This is a genomic window from Terriglobia bacterium (genome assembly GCA_020073085.1).
Taxonomy (GTDB): domain Bacteria; phylum Acidobacteriota; class Terriglobia; order JAIQFV01; family JAIQFV01; genus JAIQFV01.
Genome location: JAIQFV010000002.1, coordinates 250,873 through 272,739, shown reverse-complemented (window position 1 = coordinate 272,739; position 21,867 = coordinate 250,873). Strand labels below are relative to the sequence as shown.

At 56.7% G+C, this 21,867-nt stretch carries 23 protein-coding genes; 12 read left to right on the top strand and 11 right to left on the bottom strand.

What is annotated here, in order from left to right:
- Positions 1–25: 25 nt before the first annotated feature.
- From LAO21_03610 to LAO21_03585, 6 genes are all read right to left on the bottom strand, one after another.
- Positions 26–538, bottom strand: coding sequence for a DinB family protein (locus LAO21_03610; protein ID MBZ5551784.1), 513 nt, complete (start codon positions 536–538; stop codon positions 26–28).
- Between the two features lie 133 nt (positions 539–671).
- A complete protein-coding gene (locus tag LAO21_03605; GenBank protein MBZ5551783.1) occupies positions 672–2,357 on the bottom strand; it encodes a D-aminoacylase in 1,686 nt (561 codons plus the stop codon).
- Positions 2,358–2,379: 22 nt separating this feature from the next.
- Entirely contained in the window at positions 2,380–4,440 is a 2,061-nt protein-coding gene (locus tag LAO21_03600; protein MBZ5551782.1) for a S9 family peptidase, read from the bottom strand.
- A 237-nt stretch (positions 4,441–4,677) separates the two neighbouring features.
- Positions 4,678–5,532: a CPBP family intramembrane metalloprotease gene (locus LAO21_03595; protein MBZ5551781.1), complete on the bottom strand. Its 855-nt coding sequence runs from the start codon at positions 5,530–5,532 to the stop codon at positions 4,678–4,680.
- Between the two features lie 85 nt (positions 5,533–5,617).
- Entirely contained in the window at positions 5,618–6,034 is a 417-nt protein-coding gene (locus LAO21_03590) for a thiol-disulfide oxidoreductase DCC family protein (GenBank protein MBZ5551780.1), read from the bottom strand.
- 51 nt (positions 6,035–6,085) lie between these two features.
- Positions 6,086–7,081 carry a TIGR01777 family oxidoreductase gene (locus tag LAO21_03585; GenBank protein ID MBZ5551779.1) on the bottom strand — a complete coding sequence of 332 codons (996 nt, stop codon included), beginning with the start codon at positions 7,079–7,081 and terminating at the stop codon, positions 6,086–6,088.
- Positions 7,082–7,266: 185 nt separating this feature from the next.
- Between LAO21_03585 and LAO21_03580 the strand changes: the two genes are divergently transcribed.
- Positions 7,267–7,746, top strand: a complete 480-nt coding sequence (locus LAO21_03580) for a PaaI family thioesterase (protein MBZ5551778.1) — start codon at positions 7,267–7,269, stop codon at positions 7,744–7,746.
- Positions 7,747–7,767: 21 nt separating this feature from the next.
- Here LAO21_03580 and LAO21_03575 read toward each other — a convergent pair whose 3' ends face one another.
- Genes LAO21_03575 through LAO21_03565 form a run of 3 tightly spaced genes read right to left on the bottom strand, consistent with a single transcriptional unit; the run spans position 7,768 to position 10,846 of the window.
- The gene (locus LAO21_03575; protein MBZ5551777.1) at positions 7,768–9,210 is read right to left on the bottom strand and encodes a M20/M25/M40 family metallo-hydrolase; all 1,443 of its coding nucleotides are present in this window, start codon (positions 9,208–9,210) and stop codon (positions 7,768–7,770) included.
- A gap of 29 nt (positions 9,211–9,239) precedes the next feature.
- Positions 9,240–9,986, bottom strand: a complete 747-nt coding sequence (locus LAO21_03570; GenBank protein MBZ5551776.1) for a DUF2461 domain-containing protein — start codon at positions 9,984–9,986, stop codon at positions 9,240–9,242.
- A gap of 41 nt (positions 9,987–10,027) precedes the next feature.
- A complete protein-coding gene (locus LAO21_03565) occupies positions 10,028–10,846 on the bottom strand; it encodes a prephenate dehydrogenase (GenBank protein MBZ5551775.1) in 819 nt (272 codons plus the stop codon).
- Positions 10,847–11,035: 189 nt separating this feature from the next.
- On the opposite strand from LAO21_03565, the gene LAO21_03560 reads away from it, so the two are divergent.
- The 5 genes from LAO21_03560 (at position 11,036) to LAO21_03540 (ending at position 14,669) form a co-directional block, all read left to right on the top strand.
- Positions 11,036–11,626, top strand: coding sequence for a hydrolase (locus LAO21_03560; protein ID MBZ5551774.1), 591 nt, complete (start codon positions 11,036–11,038; stop codon positions 11,624–11,626).
- Between the two features lie 172 nt (positions 11,627–11,798).
- Entirely contained in the window at positions 11,799–12,839 is a 1,041-nt protein-coding gene (locus tag LAO21_03555) for an esterase family protein (GenBank protein MBZ5551773.1), read from the top strand.
- A 23-nt stretch (positions 12,840–12,862) separates the two neighbouring features.
- On the top strand, positions 12,863–13,414 hold the full coding sequence (locus tag LAO21_03550; protein MBZ5551772.1) for a hypothetical protein: 552 nt from the start codon (positions 12,863–12,865) through the stop codon (positions 13,412–13,414).
- 26 nt (positions 13,415–13,440) lie between these two features.
- Positions 13,441–13,755, top strand: a complete 315-nt coding sequence (locus tag LAO21_03545) for a (2Fe-2S) ferredoxin domain-containing protein (GenBank protein MBZ5551771.1) — start codon at positions 13,441–13,443, stop codon at positions 13,753–13,755.
- Between the two features lie 176 nt (positions 13,756–13,931).
- On the top strand, positions 13,932–14,669 hold the full coding sequence (locus LAO21_03540; GenBank protein ID MBZ5551770.1) for an HAD family hydrolase: 738 nt from the start codon (positions 13,932–13,934) through the stop codon (positions 14,667–14,669).
- A gap of 38 nt (positions 14,670–14,707) precedes the next feature.
- On the opposite strand, the gene LAO21_03535 is transcribed toward LAO21_03540, so the two are convergent.
- Entirely contained in the window at positions 14,708–15,286 is a 579-nt protein-coding gene (locus LAO21_03535) for a peptidylprolyl isomerase (protein MBZ5551769.1), read from the bottom strand.
- A 271-nt stretch (positions 15,287–15,557) separates the two neighbouring features.
- On the opposite strand from LAO21_03535, the gene thiO reads away from it, so the two are divergent.
- Entirely contained in the window at positions 15,558–16,712 is a 1,155-nt protein-coding gene (thiO, locus tag LAO21_03530; GenBank protein MBZ5551768.1) for a glycine oxidase ThiO, read from the top strand.
- 73 nt (positions 16,713–16,785) lie between these two features.
- Here thiO and LAO21_03525 read toward each other — a convergent pair whose 3' ends face one another.
- Positions 16,786–17,790, bottom strand: coding sequence for a ketoacyl-ACP synthase III (locus tag LAO21_03525; protein MBZ5551767.1), 1,005 nt, complete (start codon positions 17,788–17,790; stop codon positions 16,786–16,788).
- Positions 17,791–18,139: 349 nt separating this feature from the next.
- On the opposite strand from LAO21_03525, the gene LAO21_03520 reads away from it, so the two are divergent.
- The 5 genes from LAO21_03520 to LAO21_03500 all read left to right on the top strand — a co-directional run bounded on the left by LAO21_03520 (position 18,140) and on the right by LAO21_03500 (position 21,705).
- On the top strand, positions 18,140–18,370 hold the full coding sequence (locus LAO21_03520; protein MBZ5551766.1) for a ribbon-helix-helix domain-containing protein: 231 nt from the start codon (positions 18,140–18,142) through the stop codon (positions 18,368–18,370).
- Entirely contained in the window at positions 18,367–18,696 is a 330-nt protein-coding gene (locus LAO21_03515; GenBank protein ID MBZ5551765.1) for a type II toxin-antitoxin system PemK/MazF family toxin, read from the top strand. The genes LAO21_03520 and LAO21_03515 overlap by 4 nt, the downstream gene beginning before the upstream one ends.
- 33 nt (positions 18,697–18,729) lie before the next feature.
- On the top strand, positions 18,730–18,885 hold the full coding sequence (locus tag LAO21_03510; GenBank protein ID MBZ5551764.1) for a hypothetical protein: 156 nt from the start codon (positions 18,730–18,732) through the stop codon (positions 18,883–18,885).
- Positions 18,886–19,187: 302 nt separating this feature from the next.
- Positions 19,188–21,035, top strand: coding sequence for a M2 family metallopeptidase (locus tag LAO21_03505; protein ID MBZ5551763.1), 1,848 nt, complete (start codon positions 19,188–19,190; stop codon positions 21,033–21,035).
- Between the two features lie 160 nt (positions 21,036–21,195).
- The gene (locus LAO21_03500; GenBank protein ID MBZ5551762.1) at positions 21,196–21,705 is read left to right on the top strand and encodes a UPF0158 family protein; all 510 of its coding nucleotides are present in this window, start codon (positions 21,196–21,198) and stop codon (positions 21,703–21,705) included.
- Positions 21,706–21,867 lie beyond the last annotated feature (162 nt).

Below are 21,867 nucleotides of genomic sequence, written 5' to 3'. Positions count from 1 at the left end.
CACGGCGGGACGCGCTGCCCAGGATCTATCGCCCCGCCACGGCCCCGCCCACTTGACGATAAAAGGCGATGAGATCCGTTGCCGTCGGCGTCGCCCCCACCTGCCGCATCATCGCGGCAATCTGGCCCCGATGATAAGTGGAATGGTTCACCAGATGCTGAAACATCTGCTGGTAGGTCTGGGTGTATTGGATTCCCTTGCTGGTGGTGATGCTCAGGGTCTCCTGCAATTTCTTGTCGTTCATCTTTGCCACAAGAACCGCTGTCTCCCGGCCCACCTTCTCCCAGGCGGCGTGGAGGTCGGCCAGTGTTGTGAATTCCTCGGCCTTCAACATAGTCGCATCCGGACTGCCCGCCCATCGAGACAGCCAGATCTTTTCAGCCCCCACCAAATGCGTCAGGGTTCCATGGATGCCGCCGTGGCTGCCCTTCAGGTCCTTGAAATAATCCTCCACCGGCAGGGGAGCGAGGGCTTCAAAGATCCGGTCGCTCGCCCAGGCGTTGTAAGCGAAAAGAAGCTTGATTTCCTGGAGTGTCATTAAGATTCCTTTCGAAAAACAAGGTGTCCCGTCCACGGGGGCGGGAAAGTGCATCTTTGTGCGGTTCTCAAAGGACCGCCCCGCAGGGTCCCATCCTTCAACCCACCGGGTTCTGCCCTGGGGCCACATGAATTTATGGCTTGTAACCCGGTCCCCGCAGGGGCTGGCCCGCCAGCGTGGCATTTTGTTCTCCATGTTCCAATTCCAGCCGCCCGTTCACCAGGACATATTCGATGCCGACCGGGAACTGATGGGGATTCTCAAAGGTCGCCCTGTCCGACACGCGCCCGGGATCAAACAGGGTGAGGTCGGCGAAGTTGCCTTCCTTGATCAAACCGCGGTCCCTCAGCCCCACGCGTCGCGCGGCGACGGAGGTCATTTTCTCGATGGCTACTTCGAGCGGCAGGACTTTTTCTTCGCGCACGTATTTCCCAAGGATCCGGGGGAACGTTCCGTACGCACGTGGATGGGGTTTTTCGTCAGCCAGAACGCCGGTGGGATTAGAGGCGCCATAATCGCAATCCACGGCGACCCAAGGAATCTTCAATGCGGCTCGGACGTCCTCTTCACTCATCGAGAAGTAGATGGCGCCGGTTTGCGCGTTGTCTTCAATGATGAAGTTCATGAGCGTGTCCATGGGATCCGAATCACCCCGGATTTTGGCGATTTCATCGAGCCGCTTGCCTTCATACCCCTTCAACTTGGGATTCAAGACCGACGAGATGAGTATTCCCGGGGCCCCGCCCACGTCGAACCATTCACTTTCCCACTTGTCACTGCGAAGCGGAAGCTCCTTCTTGATGCGGGCCCGAAGCTTTTTGTCTTTCAACCGCTCGATCAGTTTCTCGTTGCCCCCTTCATGGGCCCAGGGGGGCATGCAGGCCGCCAGGCTGGTTGCCGCCGCAATGTAGGGGTACTGGTCGGCCCCGACATCAACGCCCTGGGCACGCGCACTCTCGATCTTCTGCAAGACCTCCGGCATCTTTCCCCACATGTCCCGGCCTGCCACCTTGAGGTGCCAAATCTCCACTCTGATTCCTGCCTCCCGGCCGATCTGGAATGCTTCATCCAGCGCCTCGAAGATATGGTCGCCTTCATTGCGAATGTGCGAAGCATAGATCCCGCCATACCGGGCCGCCACTTGAGCGAGCGCGACCAGTTCGTCGGTCTTCGCATAGATTGCCGGGGAATAAATGAGCGAAGTTGAAACCCCCAGCGCTCCCCGCTGCATCCCTACAGCGACCTGGGATTTCATCTCTTCCAGCTCCTCTTTCGTGGGGGCACGGTTTTCCGAGTCGAGCACATACTCGCGCACCTGGGTCGCACCAATAAATGAACCCAGATTGATCGCCATCCCTTGTTTTTTGAAACGCGCGAAATACTCCTCCAGCGTCCGCCAATCGACCGTGAGTTTGTAATGTTCCAGGAGGGGCTGCATGATTTTGATCAGGGCATCATTTAACGGGGCAATCGATTCCCCTTCGCCCGTGATCTCCGTCGTGATGCCCTGATGGATCTTTGAAGGCACCCGCGGGTCTACCAGGCCGATCAACTCGGATTGCCCCAGCATGTCGATGAACCCGGGCGCCACGACGAGGCCGGTCGCGTCGATGGTTTTGTGGGCGTGGGAATTCTTCAGGTCACCCACCTTGACGATGCGGTCACCCTGGATTGCAACGTCGGCACGGACGCCCGGGGATCCGCTTCCATCCACGACCGTCCCATTCACGATCAACACGTCGTAATCCGGCTTGCGTGAACAGGCGGAACAGAAGAAAAGCACAACAGCAATGGCAACGGCGAAGAATTGTCTTTGCATCTGGAATGTCCCTTGCGGACTCCTATTTCATCAGGTGTTGTTTCATCCAGTCCAACTGCTGTTCGTACCAGAACTTTGAGTTCTGGGGCTTGAGGATCCAGTGCCCTTCGTCGGGAATCCGGATGAATTTGGATTCCACTCCCATCTTCTGAAGGGCGGTGAACATCTCCTCTCCCTGCCCGATCAAGACGCGGTAGTCCATCTCCCCGTGGGTGATGAGGAGCGGGGTCTTGAAATTGGGCGCATATTTCACTGGCGACATTTGCACGTAATGGTCCCAGTTCGTCCATGGCGTGCCTTTAAGATCCCAGGTCGGGAACCATAGCTCTTCGGTGGTCCCGAAGAAAGAAATCTGATCGGAAGGGCCGGCATGGGAGATGAGGGCTTTGAACCGGTCGGTGTGACCCTCAATCCAATTCACCATAAACCCGCCGAAGCTGCCCCCGGTCGCGCCGATCCGGGACTTGTCCACGTAAGGGAGCGTCTCCAGGTAATCGGCGACTTTCATGAGGTCGTCATACACTTTCCCGCTGTAATCGCCGGAGATCTCTTCGACAAACTTCTGGCCATAGCCCGGCGAACCCCGCGGATTGGAGAAAGCCGCGACGAACCCGGCTTGAGCATAAATCTGGTACTCCGCGCGGAAGGCATTGCCAAACATCTGCTGCGGGCCTCCATGGATGATGAGCACCGTGGGATAGGTCTTGGTCGCCTCAAACTGGAACGGCTTGACGATGAAGAGCTGGATCTTCGCGCCATCTTTGGAGGTCACCCAATGCTCCTCAGCATTGTTAAGACCCCATTCCACAAGCAGCGCATCGTTGACATGGGTCAGGGGGTGAAAGTTCTTTCCATCGGCATCCGCACGAAAGATTTCGGCGGGGTGAGCCACGTCCCGCCAGGCCATGACCACGCATTTTCCATCGGACGAGACGTCGACCCCCTCGTGCCAGCCGGTTTCGCTCAGCACCGTCTTCACCGGTCCGCCATTGACCGAAACGCTCATCAGCGGCACATTGCCGTGATAGTCAGTCGTGAAGAACACCGATTTCGAATCGGGCGCCCACAGGACTTGTTCAATCCAGTCATCCCACTGGTCGGAGATGATTTTGATGGCTTTCGTCTGGCGGTTGTACAGAGCGAGGCGAATCAGATCGCTTTCATACCCGTTGCGCGCCTGGGTCTTCCAGGCCATGTAACGTCCGTCAGGGGAGTACACCGGGCTGGTATCGGCCCCCGGGCTGGTCGAAATCTTCACTGCCTCTTTGGAGGGATCTCCGCCGATGGGAACGACAAAGATATCGGAGTTGGTCGAAGACTCCTCGTTCTTTTCATGGTTGGACACATACGCCAGCTCCCTGGAATCGGGTGAGAACGCATAATCGCCGCCGCCTCCGACGGCGAAGGTCGGCGTCTCGTAATCTCCCGGTGTCATATCGATGGGGTCTCCGCCGACGGCGGGCACGATGAAGAGGTGCGAGCGCTTGTCGTCGGTGTAAGCATTCCAGTGCCGGTAGAGCAGGCGCGTGATCACGCGTGCCTTCACCGGATTCTTCTCGTGTTCTTCATCCTTCTTTTTGTTGCAGTCATCCAGCTTCTTATAATCGGTCGAGTAACACTCGGGATAGATGGACGCGGAAAAGGCCAGCCACTTTCCATCCGGAGACCAGACCTCGCCGTCAGCGCCCCCGTGAATGGAAGTCAGAGGGCGCGCCTCTCCCCCGGCGATATCCAGGAGATAGATCTGGGGGTCTCCGCCCCGCGTTGAGATGAAGGCGAGTTGCTTGCCGTCGGGCGACCATCGCGGGGTATCATCCCGTTTATCGGAAGTCGTCAGTTGTCGGGCCTCGCCGCCTCCGCTCGGAACCAGCCAGATATCAGCGTTGGCACGATTCTTCTCAAGGCTCGGGACACTGACCACATACGCCACCCACTTTCCATCGGGGGAAATTTGCGGCTCGCGCACCGGTTTGATTTTGTAGACATCATCAAGGGTGAAAGCGCGCGGCGCCGCGGCGATTGGAGCTGCCACAACGATGTACAGGAGACACAGGAAAAAAAATACGACCCATTTTCGGTTCATAAAGAAGCCTCCGGGGGTTGGACGCGATAAGATCGGGGAGAACAACAAGAGATCTTCATATGAGATCCTTACGGAAATCACGGATTGGATTCAGGATTTTGAGAAAGCAAAACAAGAATTATAGCTGGATTCGGATTGCCGTTGAATGAAAATTCTCAGATTGATCCCGGCGCCACCGCACGAAGCTGAGTGATGCATTGAATATTGATGGGGCTCAATCCTGGGGAAGATGAATGATCATACAGTCTCCCTGACTTGTTCGCTCAGCCGAACTTTCCTTCGCAGCAGAACCTCGGTCGCTATTGCCAGCATCAGTAACACAACCGCCGCACACCACGATTGCTCTGCTCCTTCCGTCAAACCCAACGCCGCCGGATCGAAGTTTGAGACGGTCACGAGTGTTGCGGTTCGGCTGTGGAGGGGAAATACCAGCGCCTGGCCAATGTTCCACCCAAAATGAAAACCGATCGGGAGCCAAAGGCATTCCGCCAGAACAAAAAGCTGTGTGAAAACAATACCTCCTAAAAATGTGGAAACTATTGCCACCGGGGAGTGATAGAAATTGGGGTGGCTCGCCACAAACAGAAGGGACAGGATCATGGAAGCACCCCATCTTCTCAACGACGCGCGGAGCGCCACAAAGGGATATCCGCGAAATCCCATTTCTTCCACAGCCGCAGCAAAGAAAAAAATAAACAGCCAAAGTAGAAACTCGCGATGCAGGACGGCATTGGGACGGATGGCCAGCGCACTCGCCTTTCGCACCGGAAACCAGACTCCGAAGAAAACCACGGCAATAGCCACGATGCCGCCCACGCTGCCTTCCAAAAGAAGAATCCCCGTTCTCCTGCTCCGAAATCCGAGAGGAGCCGAAGACCGGTGATCGAACTCGTGAAAGGCAATCACGCTCACGCCAAATACCCCGATCGCTTCGAGCGGATAGACGAGGGCTTGATAGACTGTACCGTCCCCCACCCCGGCCAGCGTCACCACCGTCTGCGAAACGACCAGCACCAGAAAGGCGAACACATAGAACAATATCGCCCGGAACTCCGGTCGAATTTCATTGGCGGAATTGAAGAAGAAACTCATGAAAGAAATTCTGGGTTGTGATACACGCCGTTGATGCGCTCATGGAATCAATGCGTGGAGCTATGGAAACTCGATTCTGGGGCGCTCAGATCATAAAGCGATCCCTCAACTCCGGGGAGGGAATCATGCATGTTTCTCGCCTCCCGAACAGCTTGTACCTGTTTCTTGCCAGAATGTTGTATAGGGAATCACGGAGGGCTCGGGGAACCAGAATCAATACATACAAGGCAGGCCAGAACCCTTTGAGCTGCCTTGCTATTCTCAGCGCCGCCGTGGAGCGACCGTAAGTCTTTCCCTCTTGGATCAAGATAAAAGTTTCAAGAGAACCCGGGCTAAGGTTGTGCCTCTCGAGCATGGACTGACCGGCAGACGACTGTAATGGAGCAAATTTGAAATGCCTTTGTGGGTCCCGATTGATGATAAATCGGACTGAACCGTTACAGAAATTACAGATTCCATCGAACAGAATGATGGATGATTCGTCTCCCGGATTTCTTTGCATGTCCGCTCAAAGCGCTGGATAGTCTTACATCTTGACCGGGCGGGTTTCAGGTTAGCTGCCGGCCCGATGGTGTTGCTGCTCCCTGGACCGGTTCCCCTTGTCCATTTGACGCCATTGGCCGCACAGGTTGCGGGCCGCTGTCGTCCAGTCCGGAAATTTGAACGAGAACCCCTCATCAAGAAGCTTGCCGGGGACGACGCGGCGACTCTTGAGAACCAATTCGGTTTCCGATCTCAGGATCCGCGTTCCGATCTCCAACATCCATTCCGTCGCAGGAAGTCCGAACGGGATGCCCCAGGCATCCCGCAGCGAACGCATGAACTCCGAATTCGGCAATGGGTTTGGAGCGGCCACATTGACGGCGCCCTCGACCCCTTCATGTTCAATGAGCCAATAGACAACTTGCACAAAATCCTCGCAGTGAATCCAGGAGACGTATTGACGCCCGTTTCCGGCGCGTCCGCCAAGGCCGTGCCGGACGAGGCTTAGTAAAACGTCGAATACTCCGCCCCAGTCTGGACTCATAATCATAGCCGATCGAAGCTTTACCTTTCGCGTGCGGGGCACCACTGCCTCGTCAAGAGCACGTTCCCACTCCCGGGCCACTTCGATGCTGAACCGCCAGGTCTCGGGGGCGTTCGGTTCCTGGCCGCCCGAGATTCCCGACCTCTCGTCGTTTGCGCCATCATAACGATGAGCATAAATCGTGGCAGTGCTTGCCTGCAGCCAAACTCGCGGTGGCCTTGCTGATCCGGCAATCACCTGCCCCAATACCCGTGTGGAGTCAATGCGGGAGTCCAGGATCGCCTTCCGATTCCCTGCATTGTAGCGGCAGTTCACGCTGCGTCCGGTCAGATTGATCACCACGTCCGGACCGTCCACCTCGGACGCCCACCCACCTGAACTCCGCGCGTCCCAGGGAATGACGTTCCAGGGCGCGGGCTCCGGATGGCGGCTTAGAACAACCACCTCATGACCATCCGCATGAAATGCACGCGCCAGCACCGTTCCGACCTGTCCGGACCCGCCTGGAATTAGAACCTTCATCGCTAATCCCCTTACTCCTTCAATGAAACCGTCTTGGTTAACCCCAGTCCCGCCCTCGATGCCTCGGCCTGATTCTCCGGCCACCTTCGATCTCGGCAAAACTGGCGATGTCTAAGGGGCGGGTGAGTTTCATGATACACTCCCCGGCCAAAAGTAGGGCGAGCATTCCACGTTGGCGGGCAATCATGAAGCGCTATCTTCCCAGCTATGACACCTGTGTCGTGTGCGGCGACCACAAACACAATCGGGCTGCCCTGGGCGTCCGGTGGTATTGTGAAGCGGGTGTGGTGAGAACGCATCTGACCGCGGGGATCGAGCAGATGGGGTATCCCGGCGTGGTGCACGGCGGAATTCTGTGCAGTTTGTTGGATGAAGCTCTGGGCTGGGCCGCCTGCATTGAACGGCGGTGCTATTTCGTGTCGGCGGAACTGACAGTGCGATTTGTGAATCCGGCGCCAACCCCCCAACCCTTGACCGTCACGGCCCGCCTCAAAGAAAAGAAGTCGCGCTACCTGATCTCCGCGGGGGAGGTCCACAGCGAGGCCGGGGAGGTTTTTGCCCGCGCCTCGGGGAAGTTCTTTCCCATGACCCGCCAGGCATCCCTCGAGTTTGACAAACAGATGGCCTATCAGCCGGGGGACTGGAAATTTCTGGTCGAAGATTGAACCCCTGCCTCACCCCAACCATCACTGCAACTGCTCGATCACCTCAAACAGAAACTTCACTCCATCGCGATATCCCTTGAGCGAAATCGACTCGTCATTTCCATGCGCGTTGGAGGGCTGATCCTCTAAGAATGGATCTATGCCGTAGCTGGACATCCCGTGGGCACGCAAAAATGAAGAATCGGTCGCGCCCGTCCCCATGATGGGAATGAGGGGAATCGTTGCCCCCAGTGTTTTCTTCACCACCTTTTCATAGGCCTTGAAGGCCGCCGTGGCATAGGGCGTGGGAGAAGTGCGCGGACGGGAGTCCGATTGATATTTTATTTCCACCTGCTCCTCATGGATGACCTTCTTGAGCGTATCCACGAACTCCACGATGTCGGTGTCCGGCAGCAGCCGACAATTGAGATTCACCTCCGCCTCGGCGGGTATGACATTCGAGCGGTAGCCGCCCGCCAGCACCGTGGGGGAGATGGTGTCGTGCAGCGTGGCATATAGCGCGAGGCTCTGGCCGGGCCCGTCGTCGTGCGCAGAAGGCCCAGCTCCGGATCTCACCTTGTGGGATTCTTCGTACCAGTCGCCGGGCAGATGCTCGAGTTCGCCGATCTCCTCCACGTATTTTCGGGTGGTCTCATTCAGTTTCAGAGGCGGCTGATATTCGGAGAGGCGAACCAGGGCTCGTGCCAGGGTGTAAATCGGACTGTCCGGGGTCTCCAGGGAAGCATGCGCGCTCGTTCCGTGGGCAATGACATGGAGGTTGTACGGGCGTTTTTCCGTGGTCTGAATTCCGACCCACTCCACCTTTCCCGTGGTGGGAGAGGACTCGATTCGCCCGCCTTCGTTGAAGGAGAACTCGGCTTCGATCTCCGGCCAGTGCTTCCGGATCATATATTGGATGCCGTATTCACTGCTGGACTCTTCATCTGCCACTCCGGCAAAGATGAGGTCGCGGTGCAGGGGAAGGCCTGACCTCTTGGCCAACAGCAGGGTCATGACCTCTGCCACCACGAGTCCCTTCATGTCGGCCGCTCCACGTCCGTAGAGGCGGCCCCCCTTGATTTCGCCCCCGAAGGGATCCACGGTCCAGTGATCGCGCTCGACGCCGACCACATCGAGGTGGCCCAGCAGCAGAACCGGCTTCTTGCTCCCGTCGCCCTTGAGCCGTGCTACAAGATTGCCGCGACCGGGCGCCGATTCATAGACAGAAGACTCTATGCCCGCCTCATCGAAAATCCTCTTCAGCTGTTGGGCCGCAAGGACCTCCTGACCCGGCGGGTTCGACGTATCGAGCCGGATCAGGTTCTGCAAAATCAGGACCGCTTCATCCTGCGTCTTTGGCCAATCGATTGGCCTGGGTTGGGCGAACAAGGGGGAACAGGAAAGGCAGACGGCCAGCAGTCTCGCGGTCCATAGCCGGACCCGCGTCTGCGCGGTCGTCGAAAATCTAAGCGGTGGCGTGATCACAAGTACCTTCGGACCAAACCAGCATCTCGTCACTTTGCAAGTCGATCAAACGTGCGCCGCCATCCCCGTTCGGAAGAAGCGGAAAAAACGTAGAGCGGATACAGTTCTTCGAAGATCCCCTGAATCTCGCCCAGTACCGAATCGGAACAGGCAGCCCGGGGCTTGATCTTCCGGCGCACAACCCAGGCGAGCAGCCGGTCCCAGTCTTCGGAATCTTTGGGCAGACCGCGGTGCTGGGTCCATTCCTTATGATCCATCGAGTACCAATACCCGTCGTAACGCCGGCCCAGGGCGCGCCGCCCCAGGTAATCCTGCAGCAACGCGCCTTCCCGCGGGAGGCGTTTTTTCAAGACAGTTTCCAGCACATCGCCGGTTTTGCGCCGCCATTCGCCGTAAATCGAAAAACCGACGGTGAGTCCTTCGCCGCTCGCCCCCACGTAAAGGCGCCCGTCACTGTCACGGGCCCGGCGCTGGTCGAAAAAGTAGAGGTAGTAATTCAACTTGTACGGGGATTTGTCCTTGCTGAAGCGGATGTCACGGTTGATGCGGGAAAAGTTTCCATTGGTTTTCCCGCTGCAGTCGAATTGGGGATTTAGCTTTCGCACCCAGGGTTTCAAGGCGCCCAGAAGCGCCTTGAACCTCCCCACCACGTCCTCCTCATAACGCCAGCGGTTCGCATCAAACCAGAGCCGGTTGTTCTTCACGGGATCCGCGAGATCGCGGAAGAGAACAAACGTGTCCCGGTTAAAGCCCGCAAACGAATTCGCCTGAAACATTTTGTCAGCTCTCCTCAGATAGAGCCCGGGTGTTCCGCCTGTCACTCCTGGTTCAAATCGCGATTGATCTCCGCCAGGCGATCGATGAATTTCTGGCGAATCTCCCGGGCAAACGGGTTCTCCCGCTGAATGTCCAGAAACAACTGGACCGTGTCGTTTTGAAGGATTTTCAGATCTTCGAACAACCGCGACGGGCCGGGCGTGATGATCTCCTGCGACGCCGGCTTTTCGGACTCGAGTTCCTGGACCGCGCGGGCAATCAGGTGGAACAGTGCCTGCGATTCGGCCATGGCACGATCGTGCGCTTCGGGGGTCGTCTCGATCACCTTCAGTCCAGCCTTCTCCAGGAATCCACGGATCGTTGCAGCATGCTCTGCGGTGATACGGACCGGACAGAGCACCACCTTTAAGCCGCGAATGCCCCGGTTGGCTTGCGCACTATCGGGGCCGAAGAGCGGATGTGCCCCCAGGATCTCGACATTCGAGGGCAGCAGCAGCTTCATGACTTCAAGCGGCTTTATCTTGACCGAGCAAGCGTCCATGACGATGGCGCCTTCACTCATGAAGGGTGCGGCCGCCAGGACCGCCGCTTTCAGCTCTGAAATCGGAACCGCAAACACAACGATGGCGCCTCGGGCGGCTTCGGGCGCGGAGACAAACTCAATAATGGCCTTCGCCTTGCCGGTCGCCCGCGCGGACCAGGTCTCGGCAAACTTGGGCGCAGCTTGTGCATCACGTGTCGCAACCGGATCATATACCCGAATTCGAACATTCCCGGAACCGGCCCGTCGGAGCTCGTCACAAAGAAATTTGCCGAATCGACCATAACCGAACACACCCACAAAATTGGTATCGTCCATAGGCCCCTCTGCTTCCCATGCGGTTTATTTCAGGATTCTGTGTTCGTCTCGTTCTCATGGGGTATAACACAAGTCAAAAAACTACTCAACAGGGGTGGCCAATGGAAAACCGAGAATCGAAGAATGTCTTTCCATGAGCCAGCACCTTTCATTACAATGCAGGCATCAAGTGACAAGGAAGAAACCGCTATGGAAAACCCTGTTCCCATGGTCTTTGAAAGAGGACCTGCCCTGCTGGAAAAAGATCGCTGCGCCCTGATCGTCGTCGACCTCCAGGAAAAACTGCTTCCCGCGGTCTTTGAAAGCGAACGGGTCCTCCGCAATACAAAGCTGCTCATTGAGTGTGCAAAGATTCTAAATGTCCCCATCCTGCTGACGCAACAGTATCCGCGCGGATTGGGAGAGACCGTCCAAGCCATCCGGGAGGCGCTCCCGCCCGATCTTCACCCCATCGACAAGACTGAGTTTGGGTGTTTCAACAATCCGGTCTTCCGGGACACCATCAAGCAGCTCAAGCCCCGTCGAAACACCTTGCTGGTCGCGGGAATTGAAAGCCACATTTGCGTGGCTCAGACCGCGCTGGGCGCCGTCGAGGAAGGATTCAAGGTGCAGGTGGCCTCCGATGCGACCTCGTCGCGCAGCGACTTCAACTGGAGGATTGGCCTTGACCGGATGAAAGAAGCCGGCGGGCTGCTCAGCTCGACCGAGATGATTATTTATGAACTGCTGGGACGCAGCGGCACCCCTGAGTTCAAGGCGATGTTATCCTACCTGAAGTAGGACACCTCCGTCGCGCCGGACTTGTCCTCGAGCGACTGCCTTCAGCGCGTCCGGCCGCACCCGAACTGCCTTTCCCATGTAAAACTTTGTAACGCCGGATGATCCAATCTTGCACCCGGGCGTGGTTTCGCCTATACTGCGCCTTCACCAAAAGGAGAGGGTCGGGCCAATCATGAGAGTTCTTCGCTGGGGGGTGAGATCTCTGTCCATGAATCTTTGTGCGACGGCATGGGGCCGGGGGATCTTCGCCACCCCTCGCTTCATGGCCGTGCTCCTGCTGGCAGGTTCCATCGGGTTTTCACAGCCCCCCACCCAGAGCCAGGCACCTCTCAACCCGCAAGCGCGTTCCTTCGTTTCCAGTGACCGCCTCATTGAACACAAGGCGCTGAGTTCCAATGCCCTCGGGCGGGAAGAGAATTACGCCGTGGAACTTCCGGCCTCCTATCAGGCCGATCCCACCCGCCGCTATCCCGTCCTCTACTTTTTGCACGGTCAGTTTGGAAACGAAAACGACTGGGAGCGCAACGGGGTCAGTGCTATTTTCGAGAAAATGGAAACGGAGCACGACATCGGGGAAATGATTGTGGTGATGCCCAATGGGGGTTCCAGTTTCTTCATCAATTCGTTCGATGGCAAATCGCGATACGAGGATTTCATTGTCAACGAACTGGTACCCAAAATCGATGCGGACTACCGGACGATTGCCCGGCGCGATGCGCGCGGGATCCTGGGGGTCTCCATGGGCGGATTCGGATCCCTGACGCTGGGCATGAAACATCCCGATGTCTTTTCTGTCGCCGCAGCGCACAGCGCCGCCGTCCTGGAAGAAATCCCGCAGGAATCGAGCGCCGATCGCCGCATGCAGTACCGGCTGCAGCTGGCGGAACGCGTCTTTGGAAACCCTATCAACAAGGAATTCTGGGGGCACAACAATCCCATACTGCTGGCGGAGAACTACAAGAAGCCTCCCCCGTTAAAGATCTACTTCGATTGCGGTGACCAGGATCGATTCGGGTTCAACGTGGGAGCTGAAACTCTGGACCGCGCCCTGACGGCGAGCCACATTCCTCACGAGTTCCACATTTTCCCCGGCAACCACGGTTGGGATTACGCCCGATCCGTGATCCCGCGTTCCCTGAAATTTGTTTCCGACTCGTTTCAGGGCGGTTCCAAATCGATCTCCGCCGAATCGCTGCCGCATAAATCAAAATGATCAAACCGATGGAGCTTTCGCCTATGAAAAGACTTGCCGCGCTACTGTTTCTCCTGGCATGCCTGGTGAACGTGGGTTCCGCACAGACGCGTGAACAGACGACCCTTCAGGCCGCCAGCCTGGATCTGGCTACGATTAAAGATGCTGTGGCCGTTTCCTACTTGAATTTTCCCTGGGGAGAAGTCACGTTTTCGTACATTGAACACGGCACCAAAGGGACTTACTACGGAGAACGTACCTGGCCTTTCGCACAGCTCGACACAAAAATTCCACTGACCTTCGAAGGGACGAAACTAAACCCCGGCCAGTTTGCCCTGGTCATCATTCCCGGCGAAGACGTGAAGCCGATGACCCTTTCGGTGGTGCAATTCGACGGCCCGACGTTCGTCAAGCCGGGAAACATTTTTTCGCCGGCGCCCAAGGGAAACCTCGTCTATAAGAAGGATGTTTCATTCTCGACCGTTGACACCGTGTTCGACCATATGAAGATCGAACTCGCCTCGACCGGACAAGGGTTCGACCTGATCGTCAACTATGGCAACCGCCGGTTGACAAAGTCGTTCATCACGAAATAGCCCGGCGATTGATTTCCGGGACGCGCATGCCTCATTACGAACATCATGTTTTCGTTTGCGTGAACAAACGTCCACCCGGCCATCCCAAGGGTTGCTGTGCCGATAAGGGAAGTGAAGCGCTCCGGGAGTTTTTCAAATCAGAGGTCGCACGGCATGGATTGAAGGGGAGAGTCCGCGTGAATGCGGCCGGCTGCCTCGACCAGTGCCTTCAGGGGCCGACCGTGGTCATTTATTCTGAAGGGATCTGGTATCAGGTGAAGACGAAGGAAGACGCTGCCGAAATCATCGAGCGACATATCCTTCGGGGTGAAGTGGTGGAACGACTCAGAATGAAGGATTAGCGGAGAGTTCAAGAGCCTATGGAAGGCGCCGCTGCATCCTGTGCCCTCTGTCCCTCAGGATCCCCCTCCCGCTGAACAAGCCGATGGTTCCCCTTGCATCGCGATTCGACCGGAAGCCGGATCAGAAACCCCGTCCCTGAGTCGGCAAGGACTTCTCTCCGAATTTAACCTTGACCATGTTGAAGGCCATCACCTTTGATTTCTGGATGACGCTCTATCGCGACACCAAGACCGCAACCGAGAAAAGGAAGCGCGCCCGTCGAAGGCTTATGGCGGAATTCCTCGCAGGACGAGGCGAGGCGGCTTCCCCCACCGAACGTCGTCGCGCCTGGGATTATGCCAACGCTCTCTTCGACGACTGGTGGCAGCGGCACCATCGATCCTTTACCACCGAACAACGCCTCCAGGTGGTCCTGGACCAGCTGAAGATTTCCCACAGCCGACGCGACTTGCGTCAGTTGTCAAAGGCCTATGAGGACTTCACTCGAATGGCGCCCCCGCGGCTCATCGGGGGTGTTCGAGAGACGATCCCGCGGCTCGCCGAACGCTACCGGCTGGCCATCATTTGTGATACGGGCATCACGCCCGGCCGGGTCCTGCGAGAGATTCTCGCCAGGGATGGAATGCTTCCTTACTTCAGGCATTGTATCTTTTCGGACGAGGTGGGCCGCACCAAACCCCATATCGACAATTTTCACCTGGCGCTTCGAAAGCTTCGCGCTCACCCGGAGGAAGCGGTGCACGTCGGCGATCTCATTCGCACCGACATCCGGGGCGCGCAAGGCGCCGGGATGCATGCCCTGTTGTTTACCGGGATCACGAAGTACTCCAGAAGGGAATTGCAACGCAAGGGGAGAGGCGTGCCCGTGGTCAGTGAATTCCGGAAAATCCCTGAAGTCCTGGAAACCCTGTAGGGGCGCTCCAACCCATCGGAGCGCCCCGGATCTTTCGTCTATTTCGCTGCCTTCGCCACGCGGTCAATCGTGATCTTGTTGATCACCACATTGTTCAACGGCTTGCTGCTGGAATTCACAGAAACCTTGGAGATCTTGTCAACGACGTCATATCCTTCGATCACGCGACCAAAGATGGTATGCAGACCATTGAGATGAGGCGTATCGCGAACCGTAATGAAAAACTGGGAACCGTTCGTGTTGGGCCCCGAATTGGCCATGGCCAATAGACCGGACCGGTCAAATTTCAGGGTGTCAACAATCTCGTCCCTGAATTTGGGAACTGGGCTGAATGTTCCCGTCCCGGTGATATCACCCCCCTGGATCATGAAATCCTTGATGACGCGGTGAAAGATCGTGCCGTTGTAGTAGGGGACGCCATTCTTGACTTCGCCGCGGGGGTTTCTCCACTCCTTGGTCCCCTCGACCAAGCCGACAAAATTGGCAACCGTCTCGGGGGTTGCCTTCTCGTACAGTTCGCATACAAACGTTCCCATCGTGGTATCAAACACGGCGTACACACCGGGCTTACGCGGTTTTGCAGACTTTGTCCCCTGCGCAGCAAGTGGTGAGGTCATCAAAATCATTCCAATCATCATTGCCAACAGACACACCAGCAGTTTTGTCATAACAGGTCCTTTGATAAGGTTTGATTGTTTTGGCTTCCGGATCAGCAGTTTCAGAATCCAAAGCTACCCGGGGATTATAACACTGTCATTTTGTGAAAACGGCAAAATCAGGTCTTTAGATTTCATCCCGCGCCCCCTGCCAAAGTCCCGGGTTGATTCAAGCGCCGGAATCTCTTAAAGTGCTTACAGAAAGCAGGTCCATCAACGAAAGAAGGATTTCATGGGGAGTCAAACGAATCAGAAGAGTTGGGATGTCATTATCGTCGGTGCCGGCATCATCGGCATGTCCATCGCCTGGAAACTGGCCCAGAAGAAATTGGAGGTGCTCGTCCTTGAGCGAAACGAACCCGGGCGCGAAGCCTCTTATGCTTCCGCGGGAATGTTGGCGCCTTACACCGAGGCCGAGGAGGACACGCCTCTGCTGCGACTGGCGATTGCGAGCCGCGAAATCTACCCCGCTTTCCTCCGCGAAATCGAATCGGAAACCGGGATGAGCGTAAATTATCGCGATGAGGGGGCGCTGTTCCTGGCCCTGGGTGAACATGAGGCGAAGGCCCTTGTTTCGCGCTTCGAGTGGCAGCGGAAAATGGGCTTTGCTGTGGAAAGGTTGCAGGGAAGGGAACTGCTGGGCGCGGAGCCGGCCCTTTCACCCTCCATCCCGCTTGCCCTCTTCTATCCCGGCGATCACCAATTGGATAACCGCGCGTGGCTGGCTGTCCTTTATACCGCCCTTAAGAATCGGGGCGTGGAAATTCGGACGGGAACCTCGGTCCATCGGTTGACCCACGAAGGCGGTCGGGTTGTTGGGGTTGAGGCCCAAGGAAAAAAGTTTTCCACTGGAGTGACGGTCCTGGCCGCCGGGGCCTGGTCACCTGAAATCGATACGGGGACCGGGGAGTCCATTCCGGTGTATCCAACCCGCGGCCAGATCGTGGCCGTGAAAAGCCCGCAATCCGGGAGTGGCGGACATGCCTTGCTGCGGCATACGCTGAGGTACGAAGGGGGATACGTCGCGGTCTTTCCAGAGGGACGATTGCTGCTCGGCGGTACGATGGAGGATGTCGGTTACAGCAAGACCAACACCGTCGACGCCATGCAACGAATTCTTGCCCGGGCGATCGACTTCGCGCCCCCCATCGCCTCCTGTGAATTTGTGGAAGCCTGGTCAGGTTTGCGCCCGAACACCCGGGATCATTTCCCGATCCTGGGGCGATCATCCTGCGAGGGGCTGGTTTACGCCACCGGGCACTTTCGAAATGGCATCCTGCTGACTCCCATCACGGCTACTGCCATTTCTGACCTGATTGCGAATGGTCAGACGACGGTGGATCTGGCGCCGTTCAGTGTCGAGCGATTTCAGCTGAAGGAGAAGTAATTAAGGACGCGGACTAACACGGAAGAACGCGGATAAGAGGAGGGTTTCGCACACGCTCGATTCATCAATTCTCTCAGAACGCCCACCGGACCAGCACCGCCCCCACCGTGTAACCCGCCCCGACACTGACCAGGAGGGCGAGGTCGCCTTTTTTCAGACGTCCCTCGGCGATGGCATCGGCCATGCCCAGGGGAATGGTGGCCGCCGTGGTGTTCCCGTATTTGCTGATGTTCAGCATGACCCGTTCCGGCGGAAGTTTAAGGCGATCAGCGGTGGCCTGAATGATCCGCATGTTGGCCTGGTGGGGGATCAGGAGTTTCACATCACTTGAGGCGAAATTGTTCCGCTTCAAGACCGTTTCTGAAATCTCAGCCATTTTGCGGACGGCATATTTGAACACCTGCTTGCCATCCTGATGGACCACGTGCATGTTCTTGTCCACTGTTTCATGGGAGGAAGGGTTCAAGCTGCCGCCCGCTGGCATGTATAGATAAGGCCCTCCCGATCCATCCACCTCGTGCGCAAAATCGATGATGCCAAAATCCTCCCCGTCTTCCACCCGCTCCAACATCACCGCGCCGGCCCCGTCGCCAAACAGCACACAGGTGTTGCGATCCTTATAATCGATGATGGACGACATCACGTCGGCGCCCACAACGACCACCCGCCGGTGCGCTCCGGACCGGATGAACTGCGCCCCCGCCGTCAGGGCATACAGAAACCCGCAGCATGCCCCGGACAGGTCGAAGCCCCAGGTCTTGGTAGCGCCCACCTTGGTCTGAACCAAGCAGGCGGTCGAGGGAAAGAACATGTCCGGCGTGACCGTCCCCACCACGATGAGCTCGATGTCATCGGGAGTGAGGTGCATGTGCCGAAGGAGGCACTCGACGGCTCGAGCCCCCAGGTCGGACGTTGCGGTACCCTTTTCAACGATGTGGCGCTCGCGAATCCCCGTCCGCTCCATGATCCATTCGTTGTTCGTCTCGACCATTCTTTCAAGGTCGGCATTCGTGAGCAGGCGGTCGGGGACATAGGTCCCCAGGCCGGATATCTTTACGCGGTAAGATGGCGTGGACATGGTTCGATAGACCTCATGAATGAATTCGAAATGAGTGGTGGCGTCGCAGGTTCATCGTGGTGAGAATTCCGATGCCGTGTCCAGCGTTCCGTGCGCGGGTCGCCGGGGGTATGCCGTCGAGTAGCCCCTGTGTCAAACTGAAGGCTGACAGGTCAAGCTTCATTCCCATGGGACGCCAAAACGGGATTTGTATCAGTTTTGAATGCCGTGGTGCAAGGAATTTCTCAAAAGTCCGCATCCGAAGATGTGCCGCGACGTTGTGCCTTTCGCACCCTTGATACATTTACCGGTTTCTCTCGTGCGCTTCATAGGACTTGGCATCGTATTCCAATTGGAGTATCTTAGTAGTATGAAAGTCAAGACATCTATCACCCTATCAGAAGACGCCCTGAAATCGATCGAGAGGTTTTCGAAGCAGTACAAGAACCGGTCAGCCTTCATCGAGACCGCTGTGAGGGCGTTCATTGCTCAAAAACTCCGTGACGCCCAAGACGCGAAGGATCTGGATATTATTAATCGGCACTCCGGCCGACTCAACGAAGAAGCCGAGGAGGTTCTCGCTTATCAGGTGTCGATTTGAAACGGGCTGATCTTTTCCGAGTGGCTCATCCGTCATCCAAGGATCCCCGACGGTTCAGGGTCTTTGTGGTTGTCAGCCGGCAGGTAGTGATCGACTCGCGCTTTTCAACCGTGCTCTGCGCGCCCCTCTACTCCGCTTATGACGGATTATCCACTCAGGTCCCTGTCGGGGTGGACGAGGGCTTAAAGCACCCAAGCAGTATCCACTGTGATGAACTGGTCAGTCTGTCCAAGACGGTTTTGACAAACTTCATTGGCACTCTATCGCCGGCAAAGATTCAACTCCTGAATCAGGCTCTTGCCATGAGTTTGGATATTTCCAACTGAAGCCAATAAGACACATGCGACAAGGGTCGCACCATGGAGCCTAAGGAGATCACGTCTAAACATCTCAGTCCCAGCGCCCAAAGAGTTCAGGACGCCTTGAAGGCGTTCGGCCTTGCGTGCGCCGTCCTCAAGCTGAGCCCTGCGGATTTACAGATGATCACGAAGGGCGAGGTGATCTCCATCAAGTGAGCGCTTCCTCTTCGTGGGGCCGCGTGCCCGCGCCAGGAGGCACAGCCCCTGATCTATGGATCCCCGCCACACTCATCGAACTATCCTCCTTGCTTACGCGGCTGCGCTCCCCCCCGGATAGATCTCCTGGTAGGAGTGGCGTTGCTCTTCGTATCGTTCCGCTTGATTAGTCCCCGTCTTTGTGCAAGGATTTTTTTGAATGTCGGAGATCCAGGGGTGTTTGGCGTGAATACGATCGTCTGGAAATCCCTGTTTGGCTTTTTTGTATCCAGCAACGAACTCATGAGAACCGGAGGCTACTAATGAAATCGTCCCGATCCACAACAGGTCTTCATCCCCATCCGTCAATCCTATTATTTCTTTTCCTTCTCATTGCAGGATCCTCGTTTGCCCAGGTCCCGTCGCCGAAGACGAACCAGGCTAAACCCACTGTGGCCGAGGCAGAAAATTTCATCAAGGAAGCCGAGACACGAGTGTCCGCCCTGTCGATCCAGGCGAGTCGCGCCGATTGGGTCAACAGCAACTTCATCACGGATGATACCGAGGTCCTCTCCGCCCAGGCCAATCAAGAGCTGATCGCTGCAGTCACCCGGTTAGCAAAGGACGCGAGAAAGTTTGAGGGCTTGAAGCTTTCCGCCAGCGCCGAACGCAAATTCAAATTGCTTCGCCTCGCCCTGACCTTGCCCGCGCCCAGTAATCCAGCCGAACGGGAGGAATTGACAAAGATCGCCGTCTCCATGAAAAGTGACTACGGAAAAGGAAAGTACTGTCCCGAGGGCGAGAAAGGGAAATGCCTCAGCTTGAATGACATGGAGCGCATCCTCGCCACCAGCCGCAATCCCGAAGAATTGAAGCAGATCTGGCTGGGATGGCACAAGGTTTCGCCGCCGTACCGGCCCCGCTATGTGCGGTTCGTGGAACTGGCGAACAAGGGTGCGCGCGAGATGGGGTTCAAAGATGTGGGGGCGATGTGGCGCTCGAATTACGATATGAGCCCGGAGGCCTTTGCGGCCGAGATGGAGCGCCTCTGGCAACAGGTCAAACCCCTTTACGAATCTCTCCATACCTACACTCGTTTGAAGCTGGCGCAACACTACGGGCCCCAGTTGGTGCCGCTCCAAGGGCCTATTCCCGCGCACTTGCTGGGGAATATGTGGAGCCAGACATGGGGGAACATCTATCCGCTTTTGAAGCCCGCCCACAGCGACCCCGGGTACAGTTTGACTGAGATTCTCAAGCAGCGGAACACCGACGCCCGCCAGATGGTCCGTTATGGTGAAGGGTTTTTCACTTCGCTGGGATTCCCGGTGCTCCCCGACACCTTCTGGGAGCGATCCCTCTTTACAAAGCCCCGGGACCGGGACGTGGTCTGCCACGCGAGCGCCTGGGACATTGACAATCAAAAGGACGTCCGCTTGAAAATGTGCATCGAGATTACCGACGAGGACTTCGCCACGGTCCATCACGAGTTGGGTCACAATTATTATCAGATGGCGTATGCCCCTCAGCCGCCTCTGTTTCAGAGCGGCGCCAATGACGGCTTTCATGAGGCCATCGGCGATGCCGTGGCCCTTTCGGTCACGCCGGAATACCTGAAGCAAATCGGATTGATCGACCGGGTACCGGACACAAGCGCCGACATCGGACTGCTGCTCCAGTTGGCGCTCGACAAGGTGGCCTTCCTCCCCTTTGGATATCTTGTCGATCAGTGGCGCTGGAAAGTCTTCTCCGGAGAGATCGGCGCGGCCGACTACAACCAAGGGTGGTGGGATTTGCGCCTGAAATACCAGGGCATTGCTCCTCCTTCACCCCGCTCTGAAAATGACTTTGACGCCGGCGCCAAGTATCACGTCGCCGACAACACTCCTTACGCGCGGTACTTCCTGGCCACCATTCTCCAGTTCCAATTTCATCGCGCTTTATGCCGCGAAGCGGGTTACTCCGGCCCGTTGAACCGTTGCTCAATTTACGGTAACAAGAAGGCCGGCGCCAAACTGATCCGGATGATGGAAATGGGCCAGAGCCTTCCCTGGCCGCAGGAACTCAAGGCCCTCACGGGGGAAGATCGGATGGACGCGTCGGCCATCCTCGACTATTTCGCCCCCCTGAAGCAATGGCTGGATGAACAGAACAAGGCGATGGGACAATGAGCGGGTGAGCGAGGACCGTGCGGGTGACCCTCCCGCACGGCATGTAGCGGAATTCTATACGTATTCAACTTGTTTCAGCTGATCTTCTTGATGATGATCAAATAGAGTGATGTCTGTCGTTTCATTTGATGTTGAGGTGCACGCGCTTTGGAGGTGATGCATGACGACTCCCATGGTTTCCCTGCAGGCGGTCATAAATGAAATGGACGTTCTCGACGACTCCCACACCGCGTTCCTCAACAAAAGGACTGGCGAGCTCATCACGCTGGTTGACGAGGAAATCTATGATCTCCCCGACGAGCTGGGTCATGACGATGTTCCTCCATGGCAAAAGGAGCTCATCGAAAAGAAGCGGGAGGTCCTGAATTCTGGAGATTACCTCGAACTCCCCTCCAAGTTCGAGATTCATGAGTGGGCCATCATGGAGAACTTCTGCCTCTCGCTCGCCGATCCCGAACTTCGCAATGACCTCTTGTCCAGGATCCACGGAAGCGGCGCGTTCCGGATTTTCAAAGATGCCATTCATCAGCGCGGCATTGCCGAGAAATGGTATGAATTTCGTGAGAAGGCGTTTGAGAAAATAGCCATCGACTGGCTGGGCGAGAACCAAATTGCCTATCATCGAGATACCAAGGAATCTTCAAGTCCGCCGGCCAAAGGGGACCATTGATCCCATCTCGACCGAATCGAACGCCAGGAATTCTGGACCCACACGTGGACAAATCTCTTTGAAACCTGTTTTCAGGTTCAGGTCCACTTGACATTTGCCATCCCAAGTAGTATTTATTTTTTGAGACTTTTTGGGAAGCCCCACCGCTGCTGCCACGTAGGT

What these genes read in the sequence shown, in the direction of transcription:
- LAO21_03520 (MBZ5551766.1), top strand. Translation starts at nt 18,140, where the DNA reads ATGAAAGTCAAGACATCTATCACCCTATCAGAAGACGCCCTGAAATCG.
- LAO21_03555 (MBZ5551773.1), top strand. Translation starts at nt 11,799, where the DNA reads ATGAGAGTTCTTCGCTGGGGGGTGAGATCTCTGTCCATGAATCTTTGT.
- LAO21_03535 (MBZ5551769.1), bottom strand. Translation starts at nt 15,286, where the DNA reads ATGACCTCACCACTTGCTGCGCAGGGGACAAAGTCTGCAAAACCGCGT.
- LAO21_03585 (MBZ5551779.1), bottom strand. Translation starts at nt 7,081, where the DNA reads ATGAAGGTTCTAATTCCAGGCGGGTCCGGACAGGTCGGAACGGTGCTG.
- LAO21_03565 (MBZ5551775.1), bottom strand. Translation starts at nt 10,846, where the DNA reads ATGGACGATACCAATTTTGTGGGTGTGTTCGGTTATGGTCGATTCGGC.
- LAO21_03560 (MBZ5551774.1), top strand. Translation starts at nt 11,036, where the DNA reads ATGGAAAACCCTGTTCCCATGGTCTTTGAAAGAGGACCTGCCCTGCTG.
- LAO21_03605 (MBZ5551783.1), bottom strand. Translation starts at nt 2,357, where the DNA reads ATGCAAAGACAATTCTTCGCCGTTGCCATTGCTGTTGTGCTTTTCTTC.
- LAO21_03525 (MBZ5551767.1), bottom strand. Translation starts at nt 17,790, where the DNA reads ATGTCCACGCCATCTTACCGCGTAAAGATATCCGGCCTGGGGACCTAT.
- LAO21_03595 (MBZ5551781.1), bottom strand. Translation starts at nt 5,532, where the DNA reads ATGAGTTTCTTCTTCAATTCCGCCAATGAAATTCGACCGGAGTTCCGG.
- LAO21_03600 (MBZ5551782.1), bottom strand. Translation starts at nt 4,440, where the DNA reads ATGAACCGAAAATGGGTCGTATTTTTTTTCCTGTGTCTCCTGTACATC.
- LAO21_03540 (MBZ5551770.1), top strand. Translation starts at nt 13,932, where the DNA reads ATGTTGAAGGCCATCACCTTTGATTTCTGGATGACGCTCTATCGCGAC.
- thiO (MBZ5551768.1), top strand. Translation starts at nt 15,558, where the DNA reads ATGGGGAGTCAAACGAATCAGAAGAGTTGGGATGTCATTATCGTCGGT.
- LAO21_03580 (MBZ5551778.1), top strand. Translation starts at nt 7,267, where the DNA reads ATGAAGCGCTATCTTCCCAGCTATGACACCTGTGTCGTGTGCGGCGAC.
- LAO21_03550 (MBZ5551772.1), top strand. Translation starts at nt 12,863, where the DNA reads ATGAAAAGACTTGCCGCGCTACTGTTTCTCCTGGCATGCCTGGTGAAC.
- LAO21_03500 (MBZ5551762.1), top strand. Translation starts at nt 21,196, where the DNA reads ATGACGACTCCCATGGTTTCCCTGCAGGCGGTCATAAATGAAATGGAC.
- LAO21_03610 (MBZ5551784.1), bottom strand. Translation starts at nt 538, where the DNA reads ATGACACTCCAGGAAATCAAGCTTCTTTTCGCTTACAACGCCTGGGCG.
- LAO21_03570 (MBZ5551776.1), bottom strand. Translation starts at nt 9,986, where the DNA reads ATGTTTCAGGCGAATTCGTTTGCGGGCTTTAACCGGGACACGTTTGTT.
- LAO21_03510 (MBZ5551764.1), top strand. Translation starts at nt 18,730, where the DNA reads ATGGAGCCTAAGGAGATCACGTCTAAACATCTCAGTCCCAGCGCCCAA.
- LAO21_03505 (MBZ5551763.1), top strand. Translation starts at nt 19,188, where the DNA reads ATGAAATCGTCCCGATCCACAACAGGTCTTCATCCCCATCCGTCAATC.
- LAO21_03590 (MBZ5551780.1), bottom strand. Translation starts at nt 6,034, where the DNA reads ATGCAAAGAAATCCGGGAGACGAATCATCCATCATTCTGTTCGATGGA.
- LAO21_03545 (MBZ5551771.1), top strand. Translation starts at nt 13,441, where the DNA reads ATGCCTCATTACGAACATCATGTTTTCGTTTGCGTGAACAAACGTCCA.